The organism is Corallococcus exiguus (assembly GCF_009909105.1).
GTDB lineage: Bacteria > Myxococcota > Myxococcia > Myxococcales > Myxococcaceae > Corallococcus > Corallococcus exiguus.
Genome location: NZ_JAAAPK010000001.1, coordinates 1 through 22,153, shown reverse-complemented (window position 1 = coordinate 22,153; position 22,153 = coordinate 1). Strand labels below are relative to the sequence as shown.

Sequence of the window (22,153 nt, the reverse complement as noted above, 5' to 3'; positions counted from 1 at the left end):
GGGCTGCCATGTTCACCGACTTCTTCATCAAGCGCCCCGTCTTCTCCAGCGTGCTGTCCATCCTCATCACGCTGGTGGGCGCCATCTCCATTCCCAGCCTCCCCATCGAGCAGTACCCGGAGCTGGCGCTGCCGCAGGTTCAAATCACGGCGACGTACACCGGCGCGTCCGCGGAGACGGTGGAGAGCGCCGTCACCACCGTGCTGGAGCGCCAGCTCAACGGCATGGAGGGCATGCGTTACATGTCCTCCACCAGCACCAACGACGGCCAGTCCACCATCACCGCCACGTTCGACCCGTCGCGCGACGTGGACCTGGCCGCGGTGGACGTGCAGAACCGCGTGGCCACCGCCACGCCCCAGCTGCCCGCGCAGGTGAACGCGCTGGGCGTCACCGTGCGCAAGGCGCAGACGCAGCTGCTGGTCTCCTTCGGCGTCTATGACAAGGAGAAGCGCTACGACACGGAGTTCATCAGCAACTACGCGGACGTCTTCATCCGCGACGCGCTGTTGCGTGTGAAGGGCGTGGGCGACGTGCGCATCTTCGGCGAGCGCCGCTTCGCCATGCGCCTGTGGCTGGACCCCACGGAGCTGGCCCGCCGCGGCCTCACCGCGCAGGACGTGGTCAACGCGCTTCAAGAACAGAACGTCCAGGTAGGCGCGGGCAAGGTGGGCCAGGCCCCGTCCTCCAAGGAGCAGGCGTATCAGCTGTCCCTCCAGGTGAAGGGCCAGCTCACGTCCGCGGACGAGTTCGGCGCCATCGTCATCCAGCGCGGCGCTGACGGCGCCCTGGTGCGCATCCGCGACGTGGGCAACGCGCAGCTGGGCGCGGAGAGTTATCAGCAGCTGTTGCGCTTCAACGGCCAGGACGCGGTGGGCCTGGGCATCACGCAGTTGCCCGGCTCCAACGCGCTGGAGGTGCGCGAAGGCGTGGAGGCGGAGCTCAAGCGGCTGTCCGCCAACTTCCCGCCGGGCCTCACCTATCAGGTGGCGTTCGACACCACGGCCGCGGTGAGCGCCTCCATCGAGGAGGTGCTCAAGGCGCTGGGTGAAGCCATCCTCCTGGTCGTCCTGGTCATCTTCATCTTCCTGCACGGCTGGCGCAGCGTGCTGGTGGCGGTGACGACGCTGCCGGTGTCACTGGTCGGCACGTTCATGTTCGTCAACGCGTTCGGGTTCTCGCTCAACACGCTGACCCTCTTCGGCCTCACGCTGGCCACGGGCCTGGTGGTGGATGACGCCATCGTGGTCATCGAGAACGTGGAGCGCGTCATCGAGCACGAGAAGGTGGACGCGAAGGAGGCCACCCACCGGGGTATGCAGCAGGTGGCCGGCGTGGTGGTGGCCACCGCGCTGGTGCTGTCCGCGGTGTTCATCCCGGTGTCCTTCTTCCCCGGCACCACCGGCGCCATCTACCGCCAGTTCGCGCTCACCATCGCGTTCTCCATCAGCCTCTCCGCGCTCGTGGCGCTCACCCTGTCCCCCGCGCTGTGCGCGCGCCTCCTGCGCCCGAACGAGGGCCAGAAGTTCGTCCTCGCACGCAAGTTCGACGAGGGCCTGGACGCGCTCCGGCGCGGCTACGGGAAGCTCTTGGGCGTGATGCTGGGCAAGATGCGGTGGCTGGTCGTGGGCATCTTCGCGGTGTTCCTGGTGGCCACGGGCCTGCTCTACCGGGCCACGCCCACGGGCTTCATCCCGGACGAGGACCAGGGCTACGTCATCATCGCGGTGCAGGGCCCGGAGGGCACGTCGCTGGAGTACACGCGCAACGTGCTCATCCAGGTGGAGGGCATCATCAAGCAGCAGGAGGAGGTGACGCAGATCTTCACCGTGGGCGGCTTCTCGCTGCTGGGCACGGGCGCCAACTACGGCTCGCTCTTCATCAACCTGAAGCCCTGGGACGAGCGCAAGACGAAGGAGTCCAGCGTCGCGGGCCTGATTGAGCGCCTGCGCGGTCCGCTGGGCCAGGTGGGCGGCGCGCGCGTGCTGCCCCTGCAACCGCCCGCCATCCGTGGCGTGGGCAGCGTGGGCGGCTTCGAGTTCGTGCTGGAGGACCAGCAGGGCGGCCGCACATTGGAGGAACTGGCGCAGGCCACGCAGGCCCTGGTGGGCAAGGCGGGCCAGGACCCGCGGCTGCGCGGCGTGTTCTCCGCGTTCACCGCGGGCTCGCCGCAGCTCAACATCGACGTGGACCGGGAGAAGGCCAAGGCCATGGGCGTGCCCCTGTCCTCGCTGTTCTCCACGCTCCAGGTGTACCTGGGCAGCCAGTACGTGAACGACTTCACCTTCGCCAACCGCGTCTACCGCGTGTTCGTGCAGGCCGCGACGCCCTTCCGCGACAACCCGAAGGACATCGGCAGCTTCTACGTGCGCTCGGACACCGGGGCCATGGTGCCGCTGGAGGCGCTGGTGCGGGTGACGCCCATCACCAGCGCGCAGAACATCACCCACTACAACCTCTTCCGCTCCGCCAACATCAACGGTCAGGGCAGCCCCGGCACCTCCACCGGCACGGCCTTGAACGCCATGGAGGAGGTGGCGAAGCAGGCCCTGCCGCCGGGCTTCACCTTCGAGTGGACGGGCCTGTCCCAGGAGCAGAAGAGCGCGGGCAACACCGTGCTCGTCATCTTCGCGCTGGGCATCGTGTTCGTGTTCCTGGTGCTGGCCGCCCAGTATGAAAGCTTCGCCCTGCCCTTCGTCGTCATGCTCGCGGTGCCCGTCGCGATGATGGGCGCGCTGCTGTTGCAGAACCTGCGCGGGCTGGTGAACGACGTGTTCTGTCAGGTGGGCCTGGTGATGCTGGTGGGCCTCGCGTCGAAGAACGCCATCCTCATCGTGGAGTTCGGCGAGCAACTGCGCGCACAGGGTCAGGGCGTGGTGGAGTCCGCCATCAACGCGGCGGAGACGCGCCTGCGGCCCATCCTGATGACGTCCTTCGCGTTCCTCTTCGGCGTGGTGCCGCTGATGCTGGCCAGCGGCGCGGGCGCCTCCGCGCGCAAGTCGCTGGGCACGGCCGTCTTCGGCGGAATGCTCTTCTCCACCTTCGTGAACCTCATCTTCATCCCGGTGCTCTACGCGCTGGTGGAAGGCGCGCGCACGAAGGTCCTGAAACACCGCAAGCACGGCAATTCACCTCGCGGTCCGAGCAACCCGCCGCCGCCGGCCATCCCTCCCGAGGGGGAGCCACCGCGACCCCAACCGGCGTAACGACGACCCGCACGGAGCGGGCAGGCACTCCGGCGCGCTACCCCGCGCCGGAGCGTCCTGGTTATCCTTGGGCGACGCATGCCTTCTCCTCTGACTGTCGATGAGCGGCGTCGCTGGCTGTACACGTTGAAGCAAGCCCCCGTGCTGCGCCACGCGCGTGCGTCCGCCCTGCTCCGCTTGCTGGAGCGGGCCCGGCCGGTGGAGCCCCAGCCAGGCGAGGGCATCTGCCGCGAGGGCGAGCCGGTGGACGGCATCTACCTCCTGCGCTCGGGCGAGTGGCGGATGACGACGGGAGGGACGGTGCTGCTGCACCTGCGCTCGGGGATGTCGCTGGGCGTGGAGGCGCTCGCGCGCGGCACCTGGCCCGTCACGGTGACGGCGGCGTCCGCGTCGCATGCCCTCTTCCTTCCTCGAGTGGAGCTGGAGGCGGTGGCGGCGGTGCTTCGGCCTGGAAGCCCTGGAGGAAGCGCGGCGGCGCGGCCGGACGTGGTGACGTTCCACGCGCAGCAGGGGCTGGACCTGCCGCCCGCGACGCGGTCCGTGTTGGTGGAGCTGGTGGCGAAGGTGATGGTCCATGACTTCGGGGACCGGGTGCTGCTCGTGCGCGCGGGGGCGAAGCGCACGAAAGGCGCGGTGCGCGGAGCCGACGGCGTGTTCCGCCGCACGGTGACTCCGGGCGCGCCGCTCCTCGCCGAAGGTGAGGACTTCGACTGCGTGCTGGTGGATGGAGTGCCGGTGCCGGAGGTGCTGACACCGCGCGAGGTGCGGCTGGTGCCGCCGGGTGGAGAGACGGACAGAGTGGGGACGCCGGGAGCGCCGGTGCTGCTCACCGTACTGCTGTCGCCGTGGCGATCGCAGGGCAGCACGATGTTGCAGGGGCGCTCGCTGCCGGACGAGGACGGATGGGACGAGGAGGCGCCGCCGCCCGGGTGCCGGCTGCGGCTGGACTGGGAGCGGCTGGTGGTGCGGCCCGGGGATTCGCGGCCCCTGGCGGCGTTGGGCCTGGACGCGGGGACGAGGGACGCGCTGTCGCGGTGGGCGCGCGCCATCACCGGCCGGCGCGTGGGGCTGGCGCTCAGTGGCGGCGGCGTGTGGGGCTTCTACCACGCGCACCTGTTGCGGAGGCTGGCGGCGCTGGACGTGCCGGTGGACTTCCTCAGCGGCGCCAGCATGGGCTCGCTGGTGGGCGCGTACTACTGCGGCACCGCGCGCGACGGCCGTGAAGGTCTGGACGGCCTGCGCCGGCTCCAGCACCGCGCGCGGAATGGGCACCTGTCCGCCGCGGCGCTGTCTTCCGTGGTCACCACGCAGGCCATGGAGTGGCTGGTGCGCGGCGACCTGGGGGACCTGGCGCTGGAGGAATTGCCCATGGGCTTCCTGCCGGTGACGACGGACCTGACCACGGGCCGCTGCGTGGTGCTGGAAAAGGGACCGCTGGCGTTGGCGGTGCGCGCGAGTGGATCCGCGCCGGGCGTCTGGGCGCCCACGCTCCAGCCGCCCGCGCGCTACGTGGACGGGGCCTTCACCAGCATGGTGCCGGTGGACGTGCTGCTCCACGCGGGCGCGGACCTGGTCTTCTCCAGCAACATCTTCCCCGCGGGCCACCACCACGCAGCGCGGCCGCTGCTGCCCGGAGCGGTGGGGCTGTTCCTCTCCGCGCTCAACCCCGTGGCGCGAGCGAAGGACCTGCTGGCCAGCGGAGTGCTGCTCCTGCACCGCAACGGCGACCTGGAGTCCGCGCGAGGAGACCTGCGCTACGACGTGGGCACGCGCGAGCATCCGTTGCTCGGCTCCATGCGCTTCACGCACGTGGACGAGGTGCTGGACGAGGCCGCGCGAGACATGGGCCTGGAGCAGAAGCTGCTGGAGTTCAAGCAGGCCTGGGAAGCGCTGCGCGGGCGCCGGAACGCGGCCGGTGGCCGGAGGGCCGCGTGATTCCGGTCCGCATCCTCGGCACCGCGAGCGTGCTGCCGGGCCCACCGGTAACGACCGCGGAGGTTTGCGCGCGAGTCGGCCGCGATGCGGCGGAGGTAGAGCGAAAGACAGGCATCCGCACGCGGCACTTCGCTCCGGCGGGCATGCGCGCAGCGGACCTGGGCGCGCATGCTCTGCGAGGCGCACTGGAGGCGGCGGGACTCCCGGCGACGGCGCTCCGGCGAATCCTGTTCGTGTCGTCGATGGGCGGAGACGTCACCACGCCGGCCAACGGCAGCCGGGTGGCGGCGGCGCTGGGACTGTCCGGGACGTGCGATGCGATGGACGTGAGCAACGCGTGCATGGGCTTCTTGAGCGCGTTCGACCTGGCGGCGCGCTCGGTGGCGACGGGGCTGGGACCGGTGGGCGTGGTGTCCGTGGAGCTGCTGTCGCGCACCACACGGCCGGAAGACCCGCGTCCCTACCTGGTGCTGGGTGACGCCGCGGCGGCGGTGGTGCTGGGCGAGGCCCGGCCCGGCGAAGGCGTGCTGGGGGCGGCGTTCGGCAACGACGGCACGCTGCCGCCGGACGTCGTGCTGGAGAACCCGCACCAGACGGGCCAGCGCGAGGGCATGCGTTTCCTCACGCCCGCGCGCGACATGACGCGCGTCGCACTGGGGGCGCTGAAGCGCGCGGCATCGGCGGTGCTGCAGGGCGCGGGGCTGACGGTGGCGGACGTGGAGTGGGTGCTCACGCACCAGCCGAACGGGAGCATGTTCGCGGCCATCCTCCAGGCGTTGGAGGTGCCGGAGGAGAAGAGCGTCACGGTGGTGGACACGGTGGGCAGCGTGGGCTCCGCGTCGCTGGGCACGGGGTTGGATCGCCTGTGGCGCACGCGGCCGGTGAAGCCGGGGGACCGGGTGTTGATGGTGGGCGTGGGCGCGGGCGTGGCGCACGGCGCGGTGCTGTACCGGGTGGGTGGGTGACGGTCACGGCGACAGCGGCACGGGCCGCGTGGCTGACGACGTTCCGCCTGCTCCAGCGCTACCACCGCTACGAAGTGGTGAACCTGGAGCCGCTCTTGCGCCCCGGAGCGAAGCTGCTGGTGGGCTACCACGGCCGGCCCCTGGCGGTGGACCTGTGCATGCTGACGGTGACGCTGCACGACCGGCTGGGCTACCTGCCGCACGGAATCGCGCACGGCGCGTTCGACCGCATCCCGGGCATGCGCCAGGTGGCGGACGGGCTGGGCTTCGTCACCAGCGACGGGCCGCTGCTGGAGGAAGCGGTGAAGAAGGGCGAGCACGTGCTGGTGCAGCCAGGAGGCACACGCGAGGGCTGCCGCGACTTCCGGCACCGCTACCGCGTGGACTGGGGAGAACGGCTGGGCTACCTGCGCCTGGCCATGCGCTACGGGCTGCCCATCGTCCCCATCGCGGGCCACGGCATGGACGACGCCTACGTGGGCCTGAACGACGGCTACGCATGGGGCAAGCGCGTGGGGATGCCCGGAAGGCTGCCGCTGTGGCTGGGCGTGGGCGCCACGGGCCTGTGGCCGCTGTCCCTGTCCTTCCCGGTGAAGATGACCCAATGGGTTGGAGAGCCACTGACAACCCACCTGACCCCGGGATTCGACGCGGCGGACCGGGAGGCCCTGCTCACGGTGCACCGCGAGGTGACGGGCGCGGTGCAGGGACTGCTGGACGCGGCGCGTGACTACCAGCGCACGCGGTAGATGGCGGCGCGGCCCTGGCGGGACTCGACCACGGTGGTGAGGCCCTTCACGCCGGTGGTCATCGTTCCGTGGTGGCAGATGGAGCCGATGAACTCCGGGTAGGTCCCGCCCTCGTTCACCTTGATGCGGTAGTCCGTGTCCGCCAGCCGCTCCACCTCCACGTGCAGGAAGTTGCTGCCGGAGGCCAGGTTGCGCGACGTGCGCTCCAGGGCGCGCGCGGGGCCCAGCAGCTTCAGCACCGTTTGCAGCGCGCGGCCCATGTTCGTCTCGAAGTAGCCCACGACGAAGCGCTCACCCAGCAGCCACTGCGCCTCGTTCATGGACACGTTCGGAAACAGCTCCGTCGCTCCAATCTGCAGGAGCTTCTGCCAGATGGCGTTCGGATACGCGGGCTCCAGCTTCCGGTCCAGGTCCAGCCCGGCGTCCTTCAGCTTCGCGCGCAGCGGGCCTTCCAGCCGGCCCTTCAAGGCCAACAGCAGACCTTCGACCGTATGGCCGAAGACGATCTCCGAGGGGTTCGACACGAGGGGCTCCTCCGCCACGGCTCGGGGGATGACGTGGCTTGGGTGCCCCCTGGTTAGTCCGAACACCGACTTGTGAACAACCCCTACATCCCCGGGGTGATGACGATTTCGCTGTGAGGACAGTCGCACCTCCCCGCCGTCAGAAGCGGCCAGGCAGGCCCCACGTCAATGATTGCTCAGCGGTCCCAGGGACACAGGCAATCCAAGGTGGGGGAGTCTCATGAGCTGGAGCATCCACATTCCCGCGGTGAACACGCTCAAGCTCGCGCTGGGCAACGCCGCTCACGAACAGGCGCTGGGCCACGCGGAGCTGAACGGCAACAAGGCCATCCCCATCCAGGGAGGCCAGGTGTCCCTGACGGGCACCCTCAAGGTCCCCGTCGAGCTCTTCAACGACCGGAACGACAAGGACGCGTACGGCATCATCGGCGTGCCTCCGAAGCAGCTGGACGGCGCCTCGGTGGAGCCCCTCTTCTCCCCGGACGGGACCGCGTGCTGGCTGAAGTACGCGGCGGAGCTGAGCGCGGAGGCCAACGGCCAGGGGAACTTCCCCTTCGTCGAGTTGAGCGGCGGCGGCTCACTCCAGGTGAAGGTGGCGGACTACCGGCACCACGCCGCGACCCAGATCCTGGAGGCCGCGCTGGGCTCGGACGCGAAGTCCCTGCGCCTGCCCTTCGTGCTGGGGGATGTGCAGGCACTCCAACCCGGTGATGCCCTGTCGTTCCAGACGCGCGTGGCCCTGAAGGCCGGAGTGAAGGTCTCCTGGTCCGCCATCAGCACGTCCCTGGTGGGGGCGCTCGCGAAGCGGTTGGCCGGGCAGCTGGTGTTCGAGCTGAAGGCGGAGGTGGGCGCGTCCATCGGCGGCACCGTGTCGCTCCAGGACGAGTTCCGCATCGTCTTCTCACGGCCGAAGGACGGACCGTTCCGGGTGTCGGTCCGCAAGGCCACCTCGGACTCCGCTGCGGCCCAGATATCCGCGGGGGTGTCGCTGGGGTACTCGTCGCCGCTGCTCGCCTCCATCCTGGGCGCCGTGGACGCGAAGGTGCAGGACGCGTTGAAGATCGTCGACGGCCTGGAGCAGGGCTCGCTCACACCCGCGCTCCTCCAGGTCGCCGCCGCGCTGCTGAAGCAGCTGGGGTTCCACAAGCCGGTGGAGGCCACGCTCGCGTCGGTGACGGCCGCGTACGAAGAACTGAAGGACTTCGTCGAGAGCGTGGTCAGCGGCACGCTCAAGGCCGGCTTCGAATACGAGTACGCGCGCAGCACCGAGGACGCGACGCTCCTGGAGCTGGAGGTGCCCGTGGAGGAGCTGGCGGGCGCGCACGGCGCGTTCGTCTCCGGCGACCTGGCCTCCATCCAGCACCGGGTGAATGACGCCTGGCTGCGGCGCTACTTCCACATGAAGTCCGTGGAGTCCCAGCGCGTCTGGGGCCTGGGCCTGGGCTGGCGCGACGTCAACTTCGCCTCGCAGGAGGACCGGCGGAAGCTCAAGGCCGTCGTCCAGCACGCGTCCCGCGACCACCGGCAGGGCCCTCGCCGCTACGCGTTCCTGGGGGCGCGCAGCTACACGAGCTCGGGCGTGCTGTACGGGAAGACCTCCCGCTGGGGGCTCGACTTCAGCGCCCAGATGCCGCGCTTCAGCCTCACGCCCAGCGCGGACGAGTTCGAATACTCCTTCTTCGCCCAGAGCCAGGTGGAGGACGGCCTGTCGAAGGAGCTCATCCAACGCGCGGTGGACGGAGCCACCGTCTGGGGCGCGGTCCGTCCGGAGGACGCACCAGCGTTGGTGGACCGCCTCTTCCGCGCGGCGCCCGCCGGCACGAAGACCGAAACGCGGCTGGACCTGCGCGTGGACAACCCCAGCTTCCGGCGGCTGCTGGCGAAGCTGGGCTCCGAACCCGCCTTCGAACGCAACGCCTTCGCACGAGCCCTGGCGCGAGCCATGCCCCGGGCCAGCCAACCCGTGCGCACCAGCCTCCAGCGCCGGGAAGAGCTCTACACGCCGCTCTGGGACGCGTACCTCAAGGACGGGGCGAAGGACTGGACGCTCGACCGGGCGAAGGCGAGCGTGGCCTGGCACCTGAAGAACCATGCCGGACCGGACGGCTTCGTCGCGTCGCACTGGGAGCAGGGTGGCGGGACGGGCACGTTCTCGGATGTGCTCGTGCAGTCGTCACGCTACGCAGGCGACATCGGGAGCCAGCCGTACGGGAAGGTGTACGTGTTCTGGAGGGATCTGCTCGACAAGCTCATCGCGCTGAACAAGGCCATCCATTCGGAAGCCGTCATCGCGGAGAACGACGCGACCTCCGCCGTGCAGCAGGTGTTCACGTCCCTGGATGACCTGGCCTGCGACGACTTCCGCGTCACCGCGTTCGTCGCGTGGATGGATCAGCTCGCCATCCGGTGGAAGCTGGGGTCGGGCATCCAGCGCCTGCTCCAGGTGCGCGTGGGAGCGCAGGAGTTCGTCATCTCCCACGGCTGAGGACGGGGGCCGCTACCAGCGCATCCGGTACGTCGCGGAGGGACCTTCACGGCCCTCCACCACGGTGGTGAGTCCCTTCACGCCGGTGGTCAGCGTGCCGAAGTGGCACAGGGCCCCGATGAACTCCGCGTGGATGCCGCCTTCGTTCACCCGGAGCCGATAGTCGGTGGCTGCCAGGCGCTCCACGTCCACGTGCAGGTAGTTGTTGCCGGAGGCCATGTTGCGCGTGGTGCGCTCCAGCGTGCGCGCGGGGCCCAGGAACTTCAGCACGCCCTGGAGCGCGCGACCGATGCGGGTGGCGAAGTAGGCCGTGACGAAGCGCTGGCCCAAATGCCAGTGCGCCTGCGCGACGGAGTGGTGCGGGAAGAGCACCTGCGCCCCCAGGAGCAACATCTGGTGCCACTGGTCCCGGGGATAGGCAGGCGCCAGCTTCTCATCCAGGTCCAGGCCCACGGCCTTCAACCTCGGCCGGAGCGGACCTTCCAGATGCCCATCCAGGGCCACCAGCAGGCCTTCGACGGTGTGGCCGAACACGACCTTCTCTGGAGTACGCACGATGGGAGGCTCCTTCTCCACGGCGCTGGGGATGCGTCCTTCATCGGTAAACGCGGACGGACCCGGGAACAACCCACCCATCCCTTCGTGCAGCGGGCTTTCCACCAGCGGACGGCGCAACTTCACCAAGCCCCTGCGCCAGGGGCACCCGGCCGCCCATCACCGCCGAAGCGCTACTGAGGCCTACTTCGCGCATTCCTTCTCGCGCCAGAACGCGGGCCAGTACAAGCAGGCCCGCGCACGGGCTTCCTGGACCCGTGGTGCATCCGTCCCCAGCTGCCGGTGCTCCCGCAGGAGGTTCTCGAGCAACCCGCACGCGTCCCCGGACTTCATGGCACAGGCCTGCTCCGCGCGTGCGAAGGCGGCCTCCAGGTCGAGGGGTGTCCCTCCGGAGACCGTCTCGCTGTAGCGCCTCGCCAGCCGTAAGCAGGCATGGGTGCTGCCACCCGCGCACCCCTTCTCCGCCACCCGGAGCTCCTCTTCGAGGTCGCGCTCGACGCTGTCGCCCTTCTGGTACGCATGGGCCAGGTCCTCGCAGGCATCGGGGTCACCCGCGTCGCAGTCCGCCCGCAGGTGGCGCACCCGCAGGGTGTCCTTCGGCAGCGGCTGGCCCAGCTCCTTGCAGGCCCCCGTCTTGCGCGCCTTGCATGCCTGGGCCTGGATGGCGGGGAGGCTGCGCCGAGCGTCCGCGCGCACCTCCTCCGGACCCGAATCGGCGAGCTGCCGCGTCACGCGGATGAACCGGGCGCAGCTCTCCAGCTCTTCGTGGTTGAAGCATCCATCACGCAAGGCCTGCACGCCCTTCCCCGGGTTCGCGTACCGGTGGGAGGTTTCGAGCAGGGCCCGGCCCAGCACGTGGCACGCGTCGCCGCCGTCGCGCGCTTCGCACCCCGTCTCCAGGAGGACGAGGCCCACGAGGGGCGCTCGCGTGACCCCCAGGCTTCCGTTACCAACGAGCATCAAGGAGCCAAGCCGCGCACAGGCGGAGGCCGTGCGCTTCATGCAGGCCTCCTCCAGCAGCTTCAGTCCCTTCGCCGCGTCCACCGGGAGCCCGGCGCTCCCGCGCAGCAGCTCGTCCCCGAGCCGGGCGCATGCATCCCCCTCGCCCGCGCCGTCCCGGCACTCCTCCTTCCAGCGGTCGACGGAGGCTCGCGGCGGGGGCTTCGCGTTCGCGGAGACCTTGCCCGCATCCAGTTGGAGCGATTGCAAGACGGACTGCTTCGGCTTCTCCGGAGCGATCTTCGCCGGGTCCAGTTGGAGCGATTGCAGCACGGACTGCTTCGGCGCCTCGGCCTTCGTGCCGTCCGCCGCGAGCCCCAGCATGCGCCGCACGTCGCCGCAGGCCTCCGGCACCTCGTGGTCGCACGCGCGCTGGTAGAACATCGTCGCGCGGCCGGGGTTCACCGCCACGCCCGCGCCGCCCTTCTCGTACGCGGTGCCCATCACGTAGCACGCCATGCCCAGGCCCACGCCCGAGCCCGTCTCACACATGGCGCGGATCTTCTCCAGCTTCGCGCCCTCCTCCGGCGTGGCCGCGGGCGTGGGCTCCGGCTTTTCCGCCACCGTCGCGTTCGCGGAGGCGCACGCGTCCTTCTCCCCCAGGCCGCACGCCGTGCGGAAGTAGCTGGCCGCGAGGCGCTCGTCCTTGCGCGTGCGCACGCCCTGGTCGAACTCGCGCGCCACCGTGAGACAGGCGACCCCGAGGCTCCGGTTGCACGCCTGCACCAGCATCCCCATGCCCGCCGCCACATCCTGCGCGACGCCGAAGCCGCCCATCAGCTTCAGCACGCCCAGGTTGTTGCACGACAGCCGGTCATCCCCGGCGCAGCCGCGCTCGTAGAGGCGCACCGCCTGCGCGGGGTCCTTCGCCACGCCCCGGCCCTCGCCGTACAGCAGCGCCAGGTGGCCACAGCCCTCCGGCAGGTCCCGCTCACAGCCCCGCGAATACAGTCGCGCCGCCTCGGCCTCGTCCTTCGCGACGCCCCGGCCCTCCTCCTTCAACACCCCCAGCGCCACGCACGCGCGCAGGTCGTCGCCGTTGCAGCCCAGCTCGTAGAGCGTCGCCGCGCGCGCCACGCCCTTCGGGACGCCGTCGCCCACGCGGAGGCGCTCGGCCTGTTCGAAGCACGCTTGCGCCAACCTCCCACCGCAGGTGCGCATGTACAGCGTAGAGAGCTCCTGTTCGGCCGCCGACTTCGTTTCGTCCGAGGAGCCATGGGCACAGGCCACGAGCAGTGCGAGGACGGGCACGACCCGCCACGCGAAGAGGGACTTCACTGAGGGCATGGGTGGATCTTTCCACTCCATCCCCCTTTCCGTCGAGGACCCCTGCCGTCTCCCGCACCTCCCCGTGCGTGGCTTCCTATGATGGGAGCACCATGCACGTGACCCCTGTCCCAGGCGGATCTCCTCCAGCCGCATCGGAGGACGCTCCCCCGGCGTGGGCGCTCATCCTGGGTGCCTCTTCCGGCTCGGGCGCGGCCATCGCGGAGGCCGTCGCGCGCAAGCCGGGGCTGAACGTCTTCGGCGTGCACCGGGGCCGCTATCCGGACACCGCGCGCGAGCTGGAGACCCGCGTGCGCGACCTGGGCCGGGACGTGCACCTGCGGCAGGCGGATGCCTCCACGCCCGAAGCCGCCGAGGCCGGCGCGGACGAGCTGCTCCAGCGCGCGGGCCCCCGCAGCGTGAAACTGTTCGTGCACGCCATCGCAGGCGCGTCCGTGGGCCGCTTCCTCTCCGAGGGTCCAGACCGACTCCACCCACGCCGCATCCAGCGCACGTTCGACTGCATGGCGCACTCGTTCGTGTACTGGACGCAGGCGCTGGTTCAACGCGACCTGCTGGCCCCGAACGCGCGCCTCCTGGGCCTGCAGAACCCGCTGGACGAGACGCACCTGGGCAACACCGGCCTCATCAGCGCCGCCAAGGCCTCGCTGGAGATGTACGTGCGCCACCTGGCCATGGAGCTGGGCCCGAAAGACCACCGCGTCAACCTGCTCAAGTTCGGCACGGTGATGACGCCCGCGCTGCGCCACGTCTACTCGCCGGAGGCGCTGGCCCGGCTGGAAGCGCGCCACGCGGCCATGAACCCCGCGGGGCGCATGGGCACGCTGGACGAGGTGGCCCGCTTCGTCACCGTGCTCGTGGGCGACGACGCCGCGTGGTTCAACGGCGCCACCATCGACTTCACGGGCGGCATGACGCTGAAGCTGCTGGACCTGGTGCTCAACCCGTGACGGCCGGAACGCGAAACGTGAGGCAATAGTAGAACGGTGACACCTGTTCCTCGATGACGTCTTCGGCGTTCCGCGGAAGCAGCGCGCGGGGGCTCTTCGCGTCGCGCGTGTAGAACGTGAGGGCGCGGAAGGCGGCGCGCTGGAACAGCGAAGGACGGAAGGCCGCGTCCAGCTGCTCGTCCACCACCACCAGCGGAGTGCCGGGCCGAGCCACGCGCGCCATCTCCCGCAGCGCCACCGCGGGCTGGCGGTAGCTCCCAATCCCTCCGACGTGGAAGACGCGGTCGAACAGGCCGTCCTTGAACGGGAGCGCGTGCGCGTCCGCCACCATCAGCCGCGTGTCCTTCACGCCCCGGCCCTTGCGCAGCCGCTTCTCGCACTGCGCCAGCATGCCGGTGCTCAAGTCCAGGCCCCACACCTCCACGGGCAGGCCCGGTGGCAGCGCGCCGCGGATGCGAGGCAGGTTCGCGCCCGCGCCCACGCCCACCTCCAGCACGCGCACGGGCTGTCCGTCGTCGCGCGGCTTCAGCGCGCCCAACTCCAACCTGCGCATGTACCCGTCGCGCATCCGCGATTCGGAGACGGACTGGAACAGCGGCGTCAGCACCGTCGTCAGTGGGTCGTGCAGCGCGGGGAGCCCGTCGTAGACATGGCGCATCAGGCGGTCCGTGCCCTGCACGCGGTCCTCGCGGTACAGCCGGGCGAGCCCGTCCGCCACCTCCCACGTCTCGCCGCAGCTACCGCAGAGAAGACGTCCCTCGTCCAGCCGGTCGTCCTCGCTCTGCCCGTGCCACACCAGTTGGCCCCGGCAATCCAGGCATGCCAGCAACGCCACGTCCCGCAGCCACATCATCGCTTCGTCACCCTGCCGTCCCTTGTTCGGCCAGGGTCCGCGACAGGTCCTCGCGCGCCCCCAGCCGGGTGAAATCCTCCGCCGCGCGCCGCAGCAACTCCGCGCGCTCCGCGTCGTCCGCGGGCAGGTGCCGCGCCCACTCCAGCCGAGCGCGCGCCGCCTCGTAGGGCATGCCCCGCGCGTCCGACTCCGCGATGCAGCGCTTCCACGCGCGGAAGGCCTTGTGGTGCTTGCCCGCGAGCCACGCCTCGCAGCCGCGCCACAGCCACGCGGAGGGCTCGCCGAAGGGGAACACCCGCGCGAAGCGCTCCACCTCCTGGAGCGCGGACCGCGCGCTGTGCGTGAGCGCCTGCAATCCGGGCCCGGGCGTCTCGCGAGCCAGGAGGGTGAGCAGCACCTCCGCCACCGCCGTCGCGCCGAAGTAGACGAAGTGCGCCACCGGCTTGCCCGCGGACAGCCGCACCAGCGCCTTCTCCGCCGCCGCGCGAGCACCCGCCGTGTCGCCCTCGCGCAGGCACAAGAGCGCCAGCGTGCCGTCCACGATGATGCGGTCGGTGGCGCCGCCGTGCGCCTCCGTCCACGCGAGCGCCGGCTCCAGCGCCACGCGGGCCCGGGCGTGTTCGCCCAGCCGCAGCAGCATGTGCGCGCGGTAATACTGGGCCCAGTGCTGCGTCTGCGCCGAGCCCCGGCGCACCGCGGACGCCTCCAGCCAGTCCATCAGCGGCAGGCCCCGCGCGAACTGGCCGCGGTACATGGCGGACACGGTGAGCAGCGCGCGGCACTCCTCCGCCAGCCGCAGGTCCCCCACCGAGTCCACGATGGCCGTCGCTCGCGAGAGCCACGTCTCCACGTCCTGCCAGCGCGCCTGGTACACCGCGCACACCGCGTTGCGGTTGAGCACATAGGCCAGGTCCGCCGGGCGGCCCACGCTTTCGGCCACCTCCTGCGCCCGCTTCACCCACGCGTCCGCCACGCGGTGCACCGGCACCGTGCCCGCCACCACCGCCATCACCGTGTAGCCGCGCGCCAGCTCCGGCGTGGGCCCCGCGGGCTCGCACAGGTTGAGCATGCGCAGGCCGCTCCAGAGCACCGGCAGCGCTTCCTGCGCGTAGATGAACGCGTCGGTGAGCCGCATCAGCAGCCGGCCCGCCACCCGCCGCGACTCCCGGCGCCGCCTGGAATCATCCACGTACGCATCCGGCCGGGCACTCTGCGCCAGCCGAGACAGCGCCTGCGTCAGCGTGCCCAGCACCCACGCCACGCGCGACGAGGGCACACGCCATCCAAAGTGCGCGAGCGCTGACTCCGCGTGCACACGGAAGGCCTCCAGGTCTCCAAGTTGGAAGCGAGCCTCCGCCAGCAGCGCCTCCACGCGGCCCTGCTCCAGCGGCGTGGCCTGGGGCGCGACCGCCAGCGCCCGCGAGAGCAGCGGCACCGCTTCCCGGCACGCACCCACCGCCAGCGCCTCCTCGCCCGCGATCCGCGCGTGGCGCGATTCGCGGGCCGCGTCCCCGGCCTGCCCCCAGTGGTACGACAGCGCGGCGGCGTGGCCCGTGGGGTGGGCCGACTCCAGCGCCAGGGCCGCGCGCCGGTGGAGCGCGGGGCGGAGCGTCGGGGACAGGTCCTCCAGCAACCTTTCGCGCAGCTTGTCGTGAGCGAAGCGCCAGCGGCCGTCGGCCACGTCCAGCACCGCCGCCGCCGCGCAGTCGGTGAGCCACGCCTCCACGTCCACGCCGGGCGCGGCCCGCTCCAGCACCGCCAGGTCCAGCTCCCGGCCCAGCAGCGCCGCCACGTCCAGCAACTCCCGCGCCGCCCGAGGCACCTTCTCCAGCCGGCGCTGCACCAGCGCGCGCATGCCACCCGCCCACACGCGCTGGGGCAGCGCGACGGCGCCCAGCCGGTCCAGGCCCCCCGCGTCCTCCGCGAGCGCGCGCACCACCTCCACCAGCAGGAACGGATTGCCCTCCGACTCGCGGCGCAACAGCGACACCACGTCGGGCCGGCGGCCGACGGCGCCCAGCATGGACTCGCCCAGCTGGGCGATCTCCTCCGCGTTCAGCCGTTGCAGCCGCAGCACGCGAGTGCCGGGCAGGTGCTCCGGCAGCTGCGGGGACTCGTCGTCGCGGAAGCTCACGAGCAACAGCAGCGGCAGCCCCGGCGACCTCGCCGCGAGCTGAGCGAGGAGCTGGAGCGATTCGGCGTGCGCCTGATGCAGGTCCTCCAGGATGACCACGGTGGGCTGCGACAGGCGGGCGAAGAGGTCCTCCACCGTCTGGTGCAGGCGCAGCTGCGCCATGTCCGCGTCCAGCTCCGGCGCGGCGGGCACCTCGCGGCCCAGCAGCGCGTCCAGGTCCGGCACCAGCGACCGGAGCACGCGCGCCTCACGGTCGGAGAGCTCCGTGAGCATGGGCAGCCAGCGCAGCACCGCGCGCCACTCCTGATAGGGCACGCCGCCGGTGTCCACCGCCTGGCCGCGCAGCACCATCGCGCCGCGCACCAGCGCCAGCGAGCGCACCTCCTCCAGGAGGCGCGACTTGCCCACGCCGCTCTCGCCGCCGATGAGCCACGCGCCGCCCTGGCCCGCCATCGCCGCGTCGAGCACGTCCGTCAGGTGCTCGCGCTCCGCCACGCGGCCCACGAAGCGCGCGGACTGGAGGAAGCTCTCGCGCGTGGCGGCGGACTCGGCGGGCCGGGGCTGGCCCACGGCGTCGCTCAGCGCGGTGATGACGGCCTCCGCGTCGCGCGGCCGGCGGTGGGCTTCCGGCGCCACCAGCTGCTCCAGCAGGGCCTTGAGCGCGGGCGGGAAGCCCGGCGTGGCGAACACCTGGCCCGCGTGGGGCAGCCGGCCGAAGAACATCTGGCACGCCATGGCGCCGAAGCCGAACAGGTCGGTCAGCTCGGAAGGGGGCTGGTCCTCGAAGAGCTCCGGGGCCAGGTAGCCGGGTGTGCCCGCGGGCTGCGCGCGGCGGCCCTGCTGGTCGCGGCCCACGGCCAGGCCGAAGTCCAGCACCTTCACCTGGCCGCGCACCACGAGCACGTTCCCGGGCTTCAGGTCGCGGTGGATGATGCCGCGCCGGTGCAGGTACGCGAGCGCCTGGAGCGTCTGGATGAGCAGGCCCACCTGCGTCGCCAGGGGCGCGTCCGTGCCGGCCTCCACCAGCGTGCGCGCGTCCTCCAGCAGGTCCATGGCCAGGTAGGGGCGGCCCTCTGCGTCGAAGCCGTAGTCCAGCACGCGGATGACGTGCGGGTGGCGCAGCGACACCAGCGTCTGGAACTCGTGGGCCAGGGACAGGGCCATGCCCTGCGTGGCGAAGGCGGAAGGGGTGCCCCGGCCGGGCCGCCGCGCCAGGTCCGCCACCGTCTTGTGCAGCCGCTTGAGGGCCACCGGCCCGGACAGTCCGTCCTGTGCGCGCCACACGGTGCCCGCGCCGCCGCGCCCCAGCAGGTCGAGGATGCGGTACCGGCGCCCCACGACTTCCGGATCCATGCCCGGAGACGTGTCGGTGTCCGGGGCGTCCGCCCGGGGGGAGGTCTGACAGGAGGGGGGGTGAGACATGAGGGGGAGCCGCCCTACGTGCGGATGAGGATATCCCCCCTTCTCGTGCGGGAGGGGGATTGAATGCGTCCGGGGCAGCCGAAGCAGTAGGCGCTTCGGACCCTGGGGAGCAGCCCGGCGGGCAGGGCCCGGCAGGGCTCCTTCCCTCTAGAGAGTGGAAACACCATTTCTTGATGCAGGGAGGACACCAGATGGCGGGCTACGACTTCGACTTGTTCACAGTGGGCGCGGGGTCGGGCGGCGTGGCGGCCAGCCGGCGAGCGGGAGCCTCCGGGGCGAAGGTGGCCATCTGCGAGGAGGGGCGCGTGGGCGGCACGTGCGTGCTGCGCGGGTGCGTGCCCAAGAAGCTGCTCGTGTACGCGGCGCACTACCGCTACGACATGGAGGACGCGGCCGGCTACGGCTGGACGGTGAACAGCCCCGCGTTGGACTGGAAGAAGCTCCAGACGGTGAAGGCGAAGGAGTTGGACCGGCTGACGGGCATCTACGGGCGGCTGCTGCGCGACGCGGGCGTGACGCTGGTGGAGGGCCGGGGCCGGGTGGTGGACGCGCACACGGTGGAGGTCGCGGGCAAGCGCTACACGGCGGAGCGCATCCTGGTGGCCACGGGCGGGCGGCCCTACCTGCCGGAGGTGACGGGCATCGAGCACGCGCTCACGTCCGAGCAGGCGCTGGAGTTGCCCACGCTGCCGCGCCGGGTGGCGGTGGTGGGGGGCGGCTACATCGGCGTGGAGTTCGCGGGCATCTTCGCGGCGCTGGGCGCGAAGGTGACCATGCTGATTCGCGGCGACACGGTGCTGCGAGGCTTCGACAACGACATCCGCGCGGCGCTGACGCAGGAGATGCGCAAGAAGGGCGTGGACATCCGCCCGGAGACGTTCGTCCAGGACATCGAGAAGCGCGAGGACGGCACGCTCAGCCTGCTGACGCGCATGGGGGACACGCTGGAGGTGGACGCGGTGCTGTACTCCACGGGCCGCGTGCCCAACACGCAGGGCCTGGGTCTGGAGGAGGCGGGCGTGAAGCTGAACGAGCGCGGCGCGGTGGTGGTGGACGCGCAGTCACGCTCGTCAGTGGAGAGCATCTACGCGGTGGGGGACGTGACGGATCGGCTCAACCTCACGCCCGTGGCCATCGCGGAGGGGCGCGCGATGGTGGAGACGCTGTACCGGAACAACCCGGTGACGATGGACCACGAGAACGTCCCGTCCGCGGTCTTCAGCCAGCCGCCGGTGGGCACAGTGGGGCTCACGGAACGCGAGGCGATGGAGCGCCACGGCAAGGTGGACGTCTACGTCTCCAGCTTCCGGCCCATGAAGCACACGCTGACGGGCCGGGATGAGCGCTCCATGATGAAGGTGGTGGTGGAGCGAGGCACGGAGCGCGTGCTGGGCTTCCACATGGTGGGGGCGGACGCGCCGGAGATCATCCAGGGGCTCGCGGTGGCGCTGAAGTGCGGCGTGACGAAGAAGCAGCTCGACGCGACGGTGGGCATCCACCCCACTGCGGCGGAGGAGTTCGTCACGCTGAGGGACAAGCGCCCGGATCCGTCGGAGAGCGCCACGCTGCTGGAGCTGGGGCGGGAGGTGGTGGCCACGCCGCCGGGGGATACGCGTAGCAAATAAGAGTGAGGGTCAGCGCTTCCCAACGCGCCCCAGAGCAGCCCACACCGCATCGTTGCTCAGCTCATCCTTGCCCTTGGGAAGCACCTCCGCCCCATCCTGCAGCGTCCGCGTCGATAGAACTCCACCGAACAGTCGGTCGAGCATTCGGCGCGTTACCTGCTCGGGCGGATCCATTCCATTCAGTCGCTCAAGGTATGGGAAGTTCATCGCGGCGAAGACCTTCGCCACGGCACGCAGGCTGCTTTCCTCTTCGAACAAATTGCCCAGTTCGCCACGCTGGTGGATGCGGCGCATGGCCTCTTCTGGGGAAATATCGAGGAGGAAGAGCACGTCAGGAGGTGGCGCGAAAGCCTCGTTGGCTTTCAGCAGGTTGTCCGTCGGCAATCCCCTGGCTCCCTGGTATGCCACCGTGGAGAAGTAGTACCTGTCGACCAGGATGATCCGGCCCGCCTCAAGACCGGGGGTGATGAGCTGAGAGACATGCTCCCGACGGTCCTTGAGGAACAACTCCAGTTCCTGCTCAGGAGCCAAACGCCCTGTCTTCGAAGACTCGCGGAGTTTGCGTCCCCAGGTGCCATCCGTCGGCTCCTTGGTCCGCACGACGTCGTAGCCCATTCCGCTGAGCACCTCGAAGAGGCGTCTCGCCTGGGTCGTCTTGCCAGCACCATCGATCCCTTCGAGGGCGATCAGCACACCTTTTTCGAGTCGCTTCAGCACGACCTGAGGGTCGCACAGGAGCCGGGGGAGTCAAATAGATCGAACGTCGCTCCACCCGATGTGCGGATCCGTGCCCATTGATCATGAGCCATGCAGTTCGAGGATCTCCAAGAGCTGGTTGAAGTTTGAGAGGCGATGGGTCGTCTCCGGCGCATGGGCCCGGGCGGCCGCGTCATGGACGCTCGCAGCGTGACGCTGGGTGATGGCAGGGGCCGAAACGATCTCCAGCCGCTCACGGTATTCCTGAGAGATATAGGTACCGTACTCTGCCCAGCAGTCGATCGACCCTACCTTACGCGCGACCGCAACATCCTTCTTCGCTGCGTCGCCAATGACCAACACCTCCTTGGGCTCAACCTTCATCTCCGCGCAGATCCGCAACAAGCCCGCTGGGTTCGGCTTCTCGTAGTCCCGAGGCAATTCGACAACCCGACACGCGGCCCGGTATTCGCCCCGCTGCTCCTTGGCGGCGATCATCCGGGACACCTTCAACCGACCGTCCGAGTGTTCGGGAAAGGTGAAGCCCGGCAGACAGTAAATGGCATCAAGGAGGCCATCGATTTTCAAGAGCTTCGCGCGGACCTCCACAGGATTCCTGGGCGCATCCGTGAGCGCCACCACAGGCAGCCCCTTCATCTTCAACGTTTGCAACGTATCCAGGACGCCCGGAAACAACTGGAGATACTTCCTACGCGCTTGGGCAAACGCGGCCCTGGCAGGTTCAATCACCAGCTTGTCGAATGAGTCGAACTCAGGAAACGCGTCGAAGATCTCTGACTCCTGCAAGGCAAACGGATACTCGTTCGATTCGTTCTGCGCATACACCCTCTTGAGCGCCTGGACGATGCGTATCCGAGGCCATCCCGTCGAGAGCATCACGGATCCCACGAGGGCTTCCACCGAAGGAACGATGTAGTCGACCCACGAGTACAAAGTGCCATCCATATCCGTAACAATCAGCTTAATCATTAACGCCTATGCCTCCACGAGCCACATACTGAGAACCGCATCGCAGACTGCCTATGGCATTCTCTCCACCAGCATCTGGGCAGCCCCCAGCGTGTCAAGAATTCCGACGCCTGACGTACCAAGCGGACACAGCCGCAACGAGGGCTCGCTGTGCCGGTGGTGACCTGCCACTCCGGCAATGCGCGGCGCAAGCGGAGACGTCAGTCATGGCATAGAACGGGTGCAGGGCCTCCACATGGTAGGGGTGCACGACTCGGCAGTGGGGCATCCACCCTACGGCGGAGGAGGATTTCGTCACGCGGTGGGACAAGCGGCCCGACCCGTCGGAGAGCGCCACACTGCTGGAGCTGGACCGCGAGGTGGTGGCCACGCCGCCGGGGGATCCGCGCAAATAGTCACGCCTCTTCGTCGGGAAGGAGCGTGCGGAGCAATTCGTCCTCGGGGCCCATCGGGCGCCAGCCGGAAGGAGGAGGATGGGCGAGAAGCGCGTCTCCGACTCGCTTCACGCGCTCCTCATGGGTTGTCGGGGTAAAGCCGGACCACAAGCCAAGTGCCTTGGCGACCTTGAAACGATTGGCGTCATCCAGCACGGGCGGCCAGCCGGCGGGGAGGCTCCTCCATAGCTCGCGCACGAGCTGCCCGCGCACCAGGCGCGTCAGCCGATGGCTTCGCTCCGCTTCGGCTACCAGTCCGCTGAATACTGAAGTTGCCCCGGTTCCGCAGAGCGTTCCGCGCTTTCGCCCTCAAGCGGCAGCGCGGTGCTTCTTCTCGTAACCAG

Annotated in this window: 14 protein-coding genes and 1 pseudogene; 7 read left to right on the top strand and 8 right to left on the bottom strand. The window is 70.2% G+C overall.

All coding sequences use genetic code 11. The features are described from left to right. Positions 1-8: 8 nt before the first annotated feature. From GTZ93_RS00070 to GTZ93_RS00055, 4 genes are all read left to right on the top strand, one after another. Positions 9-3,206, top strand: coding sequence for an efflux RND transporter permease subunit (locus GTZ93_RS00070; RefSeq protein WP_139914942.1), 3,198 nt, complete (start codon positions 9-11; stop codon positions 3,204-3,206). Positions 3,207-3,284: 78 nt separating this feature from the next. Continuing rightward, positions 3,285-5,141 carry a cyclic nucleotide-binding and patatin-like phospholipase domain-containing protein gene (locus GTZ93_RS00065; RefSeq protein ID WP_139914941.1) on the top strand — a complete coding sequence of 619 codons (1,857 nt, stop codon included), beginning with the start codon at positions 3,285-3,287 and terminating at the stop codon, positions 5,139-5,141. Continuing rightward, positions 5,138-6,106 carry a 3-oxoacyl-ACP synthase III family protein gene (locus tag GTZ93_RS00060; RefSeq protein WP_139914940.1) on the top strand — a complete coding sequence of 323 codons (969 nt, stop codon included), beginning with the start codon at positions 5,138-5,140 and terminating at the stop codon, positions 6,104-6,106. The genes GTZ93_RS00065 and GTZ93_RS00060 overlap by 4 nt, the downstream gene beginning before the upstream one ends. After that, positions 6,103-6,855 (top strand): lysophospholipid acyltransferase family protein, encoded by a 753-nt coding sequence (locus GTZ93_RS00055; protein ID WP_139914939.1) that lies wholly within the window; start codon positions 6,103-6,105, stop codon positions 6,853-6,855. Before GTZ93_RS00060 ends, GTZ93_RS00055 begins: the two co-directional genes overlap by 4 nt. Here GTZ93_RS00055 and GTZ93_RS00050 read toward each other — a convergent pair. Next, a complete protein-coding gene (locus GTZ93_RS00050; RefSeq protein ID WP_121752944.1) occupies positions 6,837-7,379 on the bottom strand; it encodes a DUF2378 family protein in 543 nt (180 codons plus the stop codon). The genes GTZ93_RS00055 and GTZ93_RS00050 overlap by 19 nt on opposite strands. A 220-nt stretch (positions 7,380-7,599) precedes the next feature. Here GTZ93_RS00050 and GTZ93_RS00045 point away from each other — a divergent pair, with 220 nt between their 5' ends. Then, on the top strand, positions 7,600-9,864 hold the full coding sequence (locus GTZ93_RS00045; protein ID WP_139914938.1) for a hypothetical protein: 2,265 nt from the start codon (positions 7,600-7,602) through the stop codon (positions 9,862-9,864). A gap of 12 nt (positions 9,865-9,876) precedes the next feature. Here GTZ93_RS00045 and GTZ93_RS00040 read toward each other — a convergent pair whose 3' ends face one another. Continuing rightward, positions 9,877-10,545 carry a DUF2378 family protein gene (locus GTZ93_RS00040; protein ID WP_257978898.1) on the bottom strand — a complete coding sequence of 223 codons (669 nt, stop codon included), beginning with the start codon at positions 10,543-10,545 and terminating at the stop codon, positions 9,877-9,879. Positions 10,546-10,602: 57 nt separating this feature from the next. Continuing rightward, positions 10,603-12,705, bottom strand: coding sequence for a tetratricopeptide repeat protein (locus GTZ93_RS00035; RefSeq protein ID WP_161662590.1), 2,103 nt, complete (start codon positions 12,703-12,705; stop codon positions 10,603-10,605). Positions 12,706-12,797: 92 nt separating this feature from the next. Between GTZ93_RS00035 and GTZ93_RS00030 the strand changes: the two genes are divergently transcribed. Next, positions 12,798-13,655, top strand: a complete 858-nt coding sequence (locus tag GTZ93_RS00030) for an SDR family NAD(P)-dependent oxidoreductase (protein ID WP_257978895.1) — start codon at positions 12,798-12,800, stop codon at positions 13,653-13,655. On the opposite strand, the gene GTZ93_RS00025 is transcribed toward GTZ93_RS00030, so the two are convergent. Together GTZ93_RS00025 and GTZ93_RS00020 are read right to left on the bottom strand one after the other, a co-directional pair. Beyond that, complete coding sequence (locus GTZ93_RS00025) at positions 13,645-14,508, bottom strand: class I SAM-dependent methyltransferase (RefSeq protein ID WP_180945979.1); 864 nt, start codon at positions 14,506-14,508, stop codon at positions 13,645-13,647. The genes GTZ93_RS00030 and GTZ93_RS00025 overlap by 11 nt on opposite strands. Positions 14,509-14,515: 7 nt before the next feature. After that, complete coding sequence (locus GTZ93_RS00020; RefSeq protein WP_139914935.1) at positions 14,516-18,064, bottom strand: serine/threonine-protein kinase; 3,549 nt, start codon at positions 18,062-18,064, stop codon at positions 14,516-14,518. 191 nt (positions 18,065-18,255) lie between these two features. On the opposite strand from GTZ93_RS00020, the gene gor reads away from it, so the two are divergent. Beyond that, positions 18,256-19,689, top strand: coding sequence for a glutathione-disulfide reductase (gor, locus tag GTZ93_RS00015; protein ID WP_139914934.1), 1,434 nt, complete (start codon positions 18,256-18,258; stop codon positions 19,687-19,689). A gap of 9 nt (positions 19,690-19,698) precedes the next feature. Here gor and tmk read toward each other — a convergent pair whose 3' ends face one another. The 3 genes and pseudogenes from tmk to GTZ93_RS42535 all read right to left on the bottom strand — a co-directional run. Continuing rightward, complete coding sequence (gene tmk, locus GTZ93_RS00010) at positions 19,699-20,406, bottom strand: dTMP kinase (protein ID WP_161662589.1); 708 nt, start codon at positions 20,404-20,406, stop codon at positions 19,699-19,701. Between the two features lie 81 nt (positions 20,407-20,487). Continuing rightward, positions 20,488-21,375: an HAD family hydrolase gene (locus GTZ93_RS00005; RefSeq protein ID WP_139914932.1), complete on the bottom strand. Its 888-nt coding sequence runs from the start codon at positions 21,373-21,375 to the stop codon at positions 20,488-20,490. 395 nt (positions 21,376-21,770) lie between these two features. Beyond that, a pseudogene (locus tag GTZ93_RS42535) lies at positions 21,771-22,076 on the bottom strand (NUDIX hydrolase); the annotation flags it as partial. Positions 22,077-22,153 lie beyond the last annotated feature (77 nt).

Bases quoted from the DNA above. Each gene is read 5' to 3' on its own strand.
- GTZ93_RS00070 (WP_139914942.1), top strand. From the start codon at position 9: ATGTTCACCGACTTCTTCATCAAGCGCCCCGTCTTCTCCAGCGTGCTG.
- GTZ93_RS00025 (WP_180945979.1), bottom strand. From the start codon at position 14,508: ATGATGTGGCTGCGGGACGTGGCGTTGCTGGCATGCCTGGATTGCCGG.
- GTZ93_RS00005 (WP_139914932.1), bottom strand. From the start codon at position 21,375: ATGATTAAGCTGATTGTTACGGATATGGATGGCACTTTGTACTCGTGG.
- gor (WP_139914934.1), top strand. From the start codon at position 18,256: ATGGCGGGCTACGACTTCGACTTGTTCACAGTGGGCGCGGGGTCGGGC.
- GTZ93_RS00035 (WP_161662590.1), bottom strand. From the start codon at position 12,705: ATGCCCTCAGTGAAGTCCCTCTTCGCGTGGCGGGTCGTGCCCGTCCTC.
- GTZ93_RS00065 (WP_139914941.1), top strand. From the start codon at position 3,285: ATGCCTTCTCCTCTGACTGTCGATGAGCGGCGTCGCTGGCTGTACACG.
- GTZ93_RS00045 (WP_139914938.1), top strand. From the start codon at position 7,600: ATGAGCTGGAGCATCCACATTCCCGCGGTGAACACGCTCAAGCTCGCG.
- GTZ93_RS00020 (WP_139914935.1), bottom strand. From the start codon at position 18,064: ATGTCTCACCCCCCCTCCTGTCAGACCTCCCCCCGGGCGGACGCCCCG.
- GTZ93_RS00030 (WP_257978895.1), top strand. From the start codon at position 12,798: ATGCACGTGACCCCTGTCCCAGGCGGATCTCCTCCAGCCGCATCGGAG.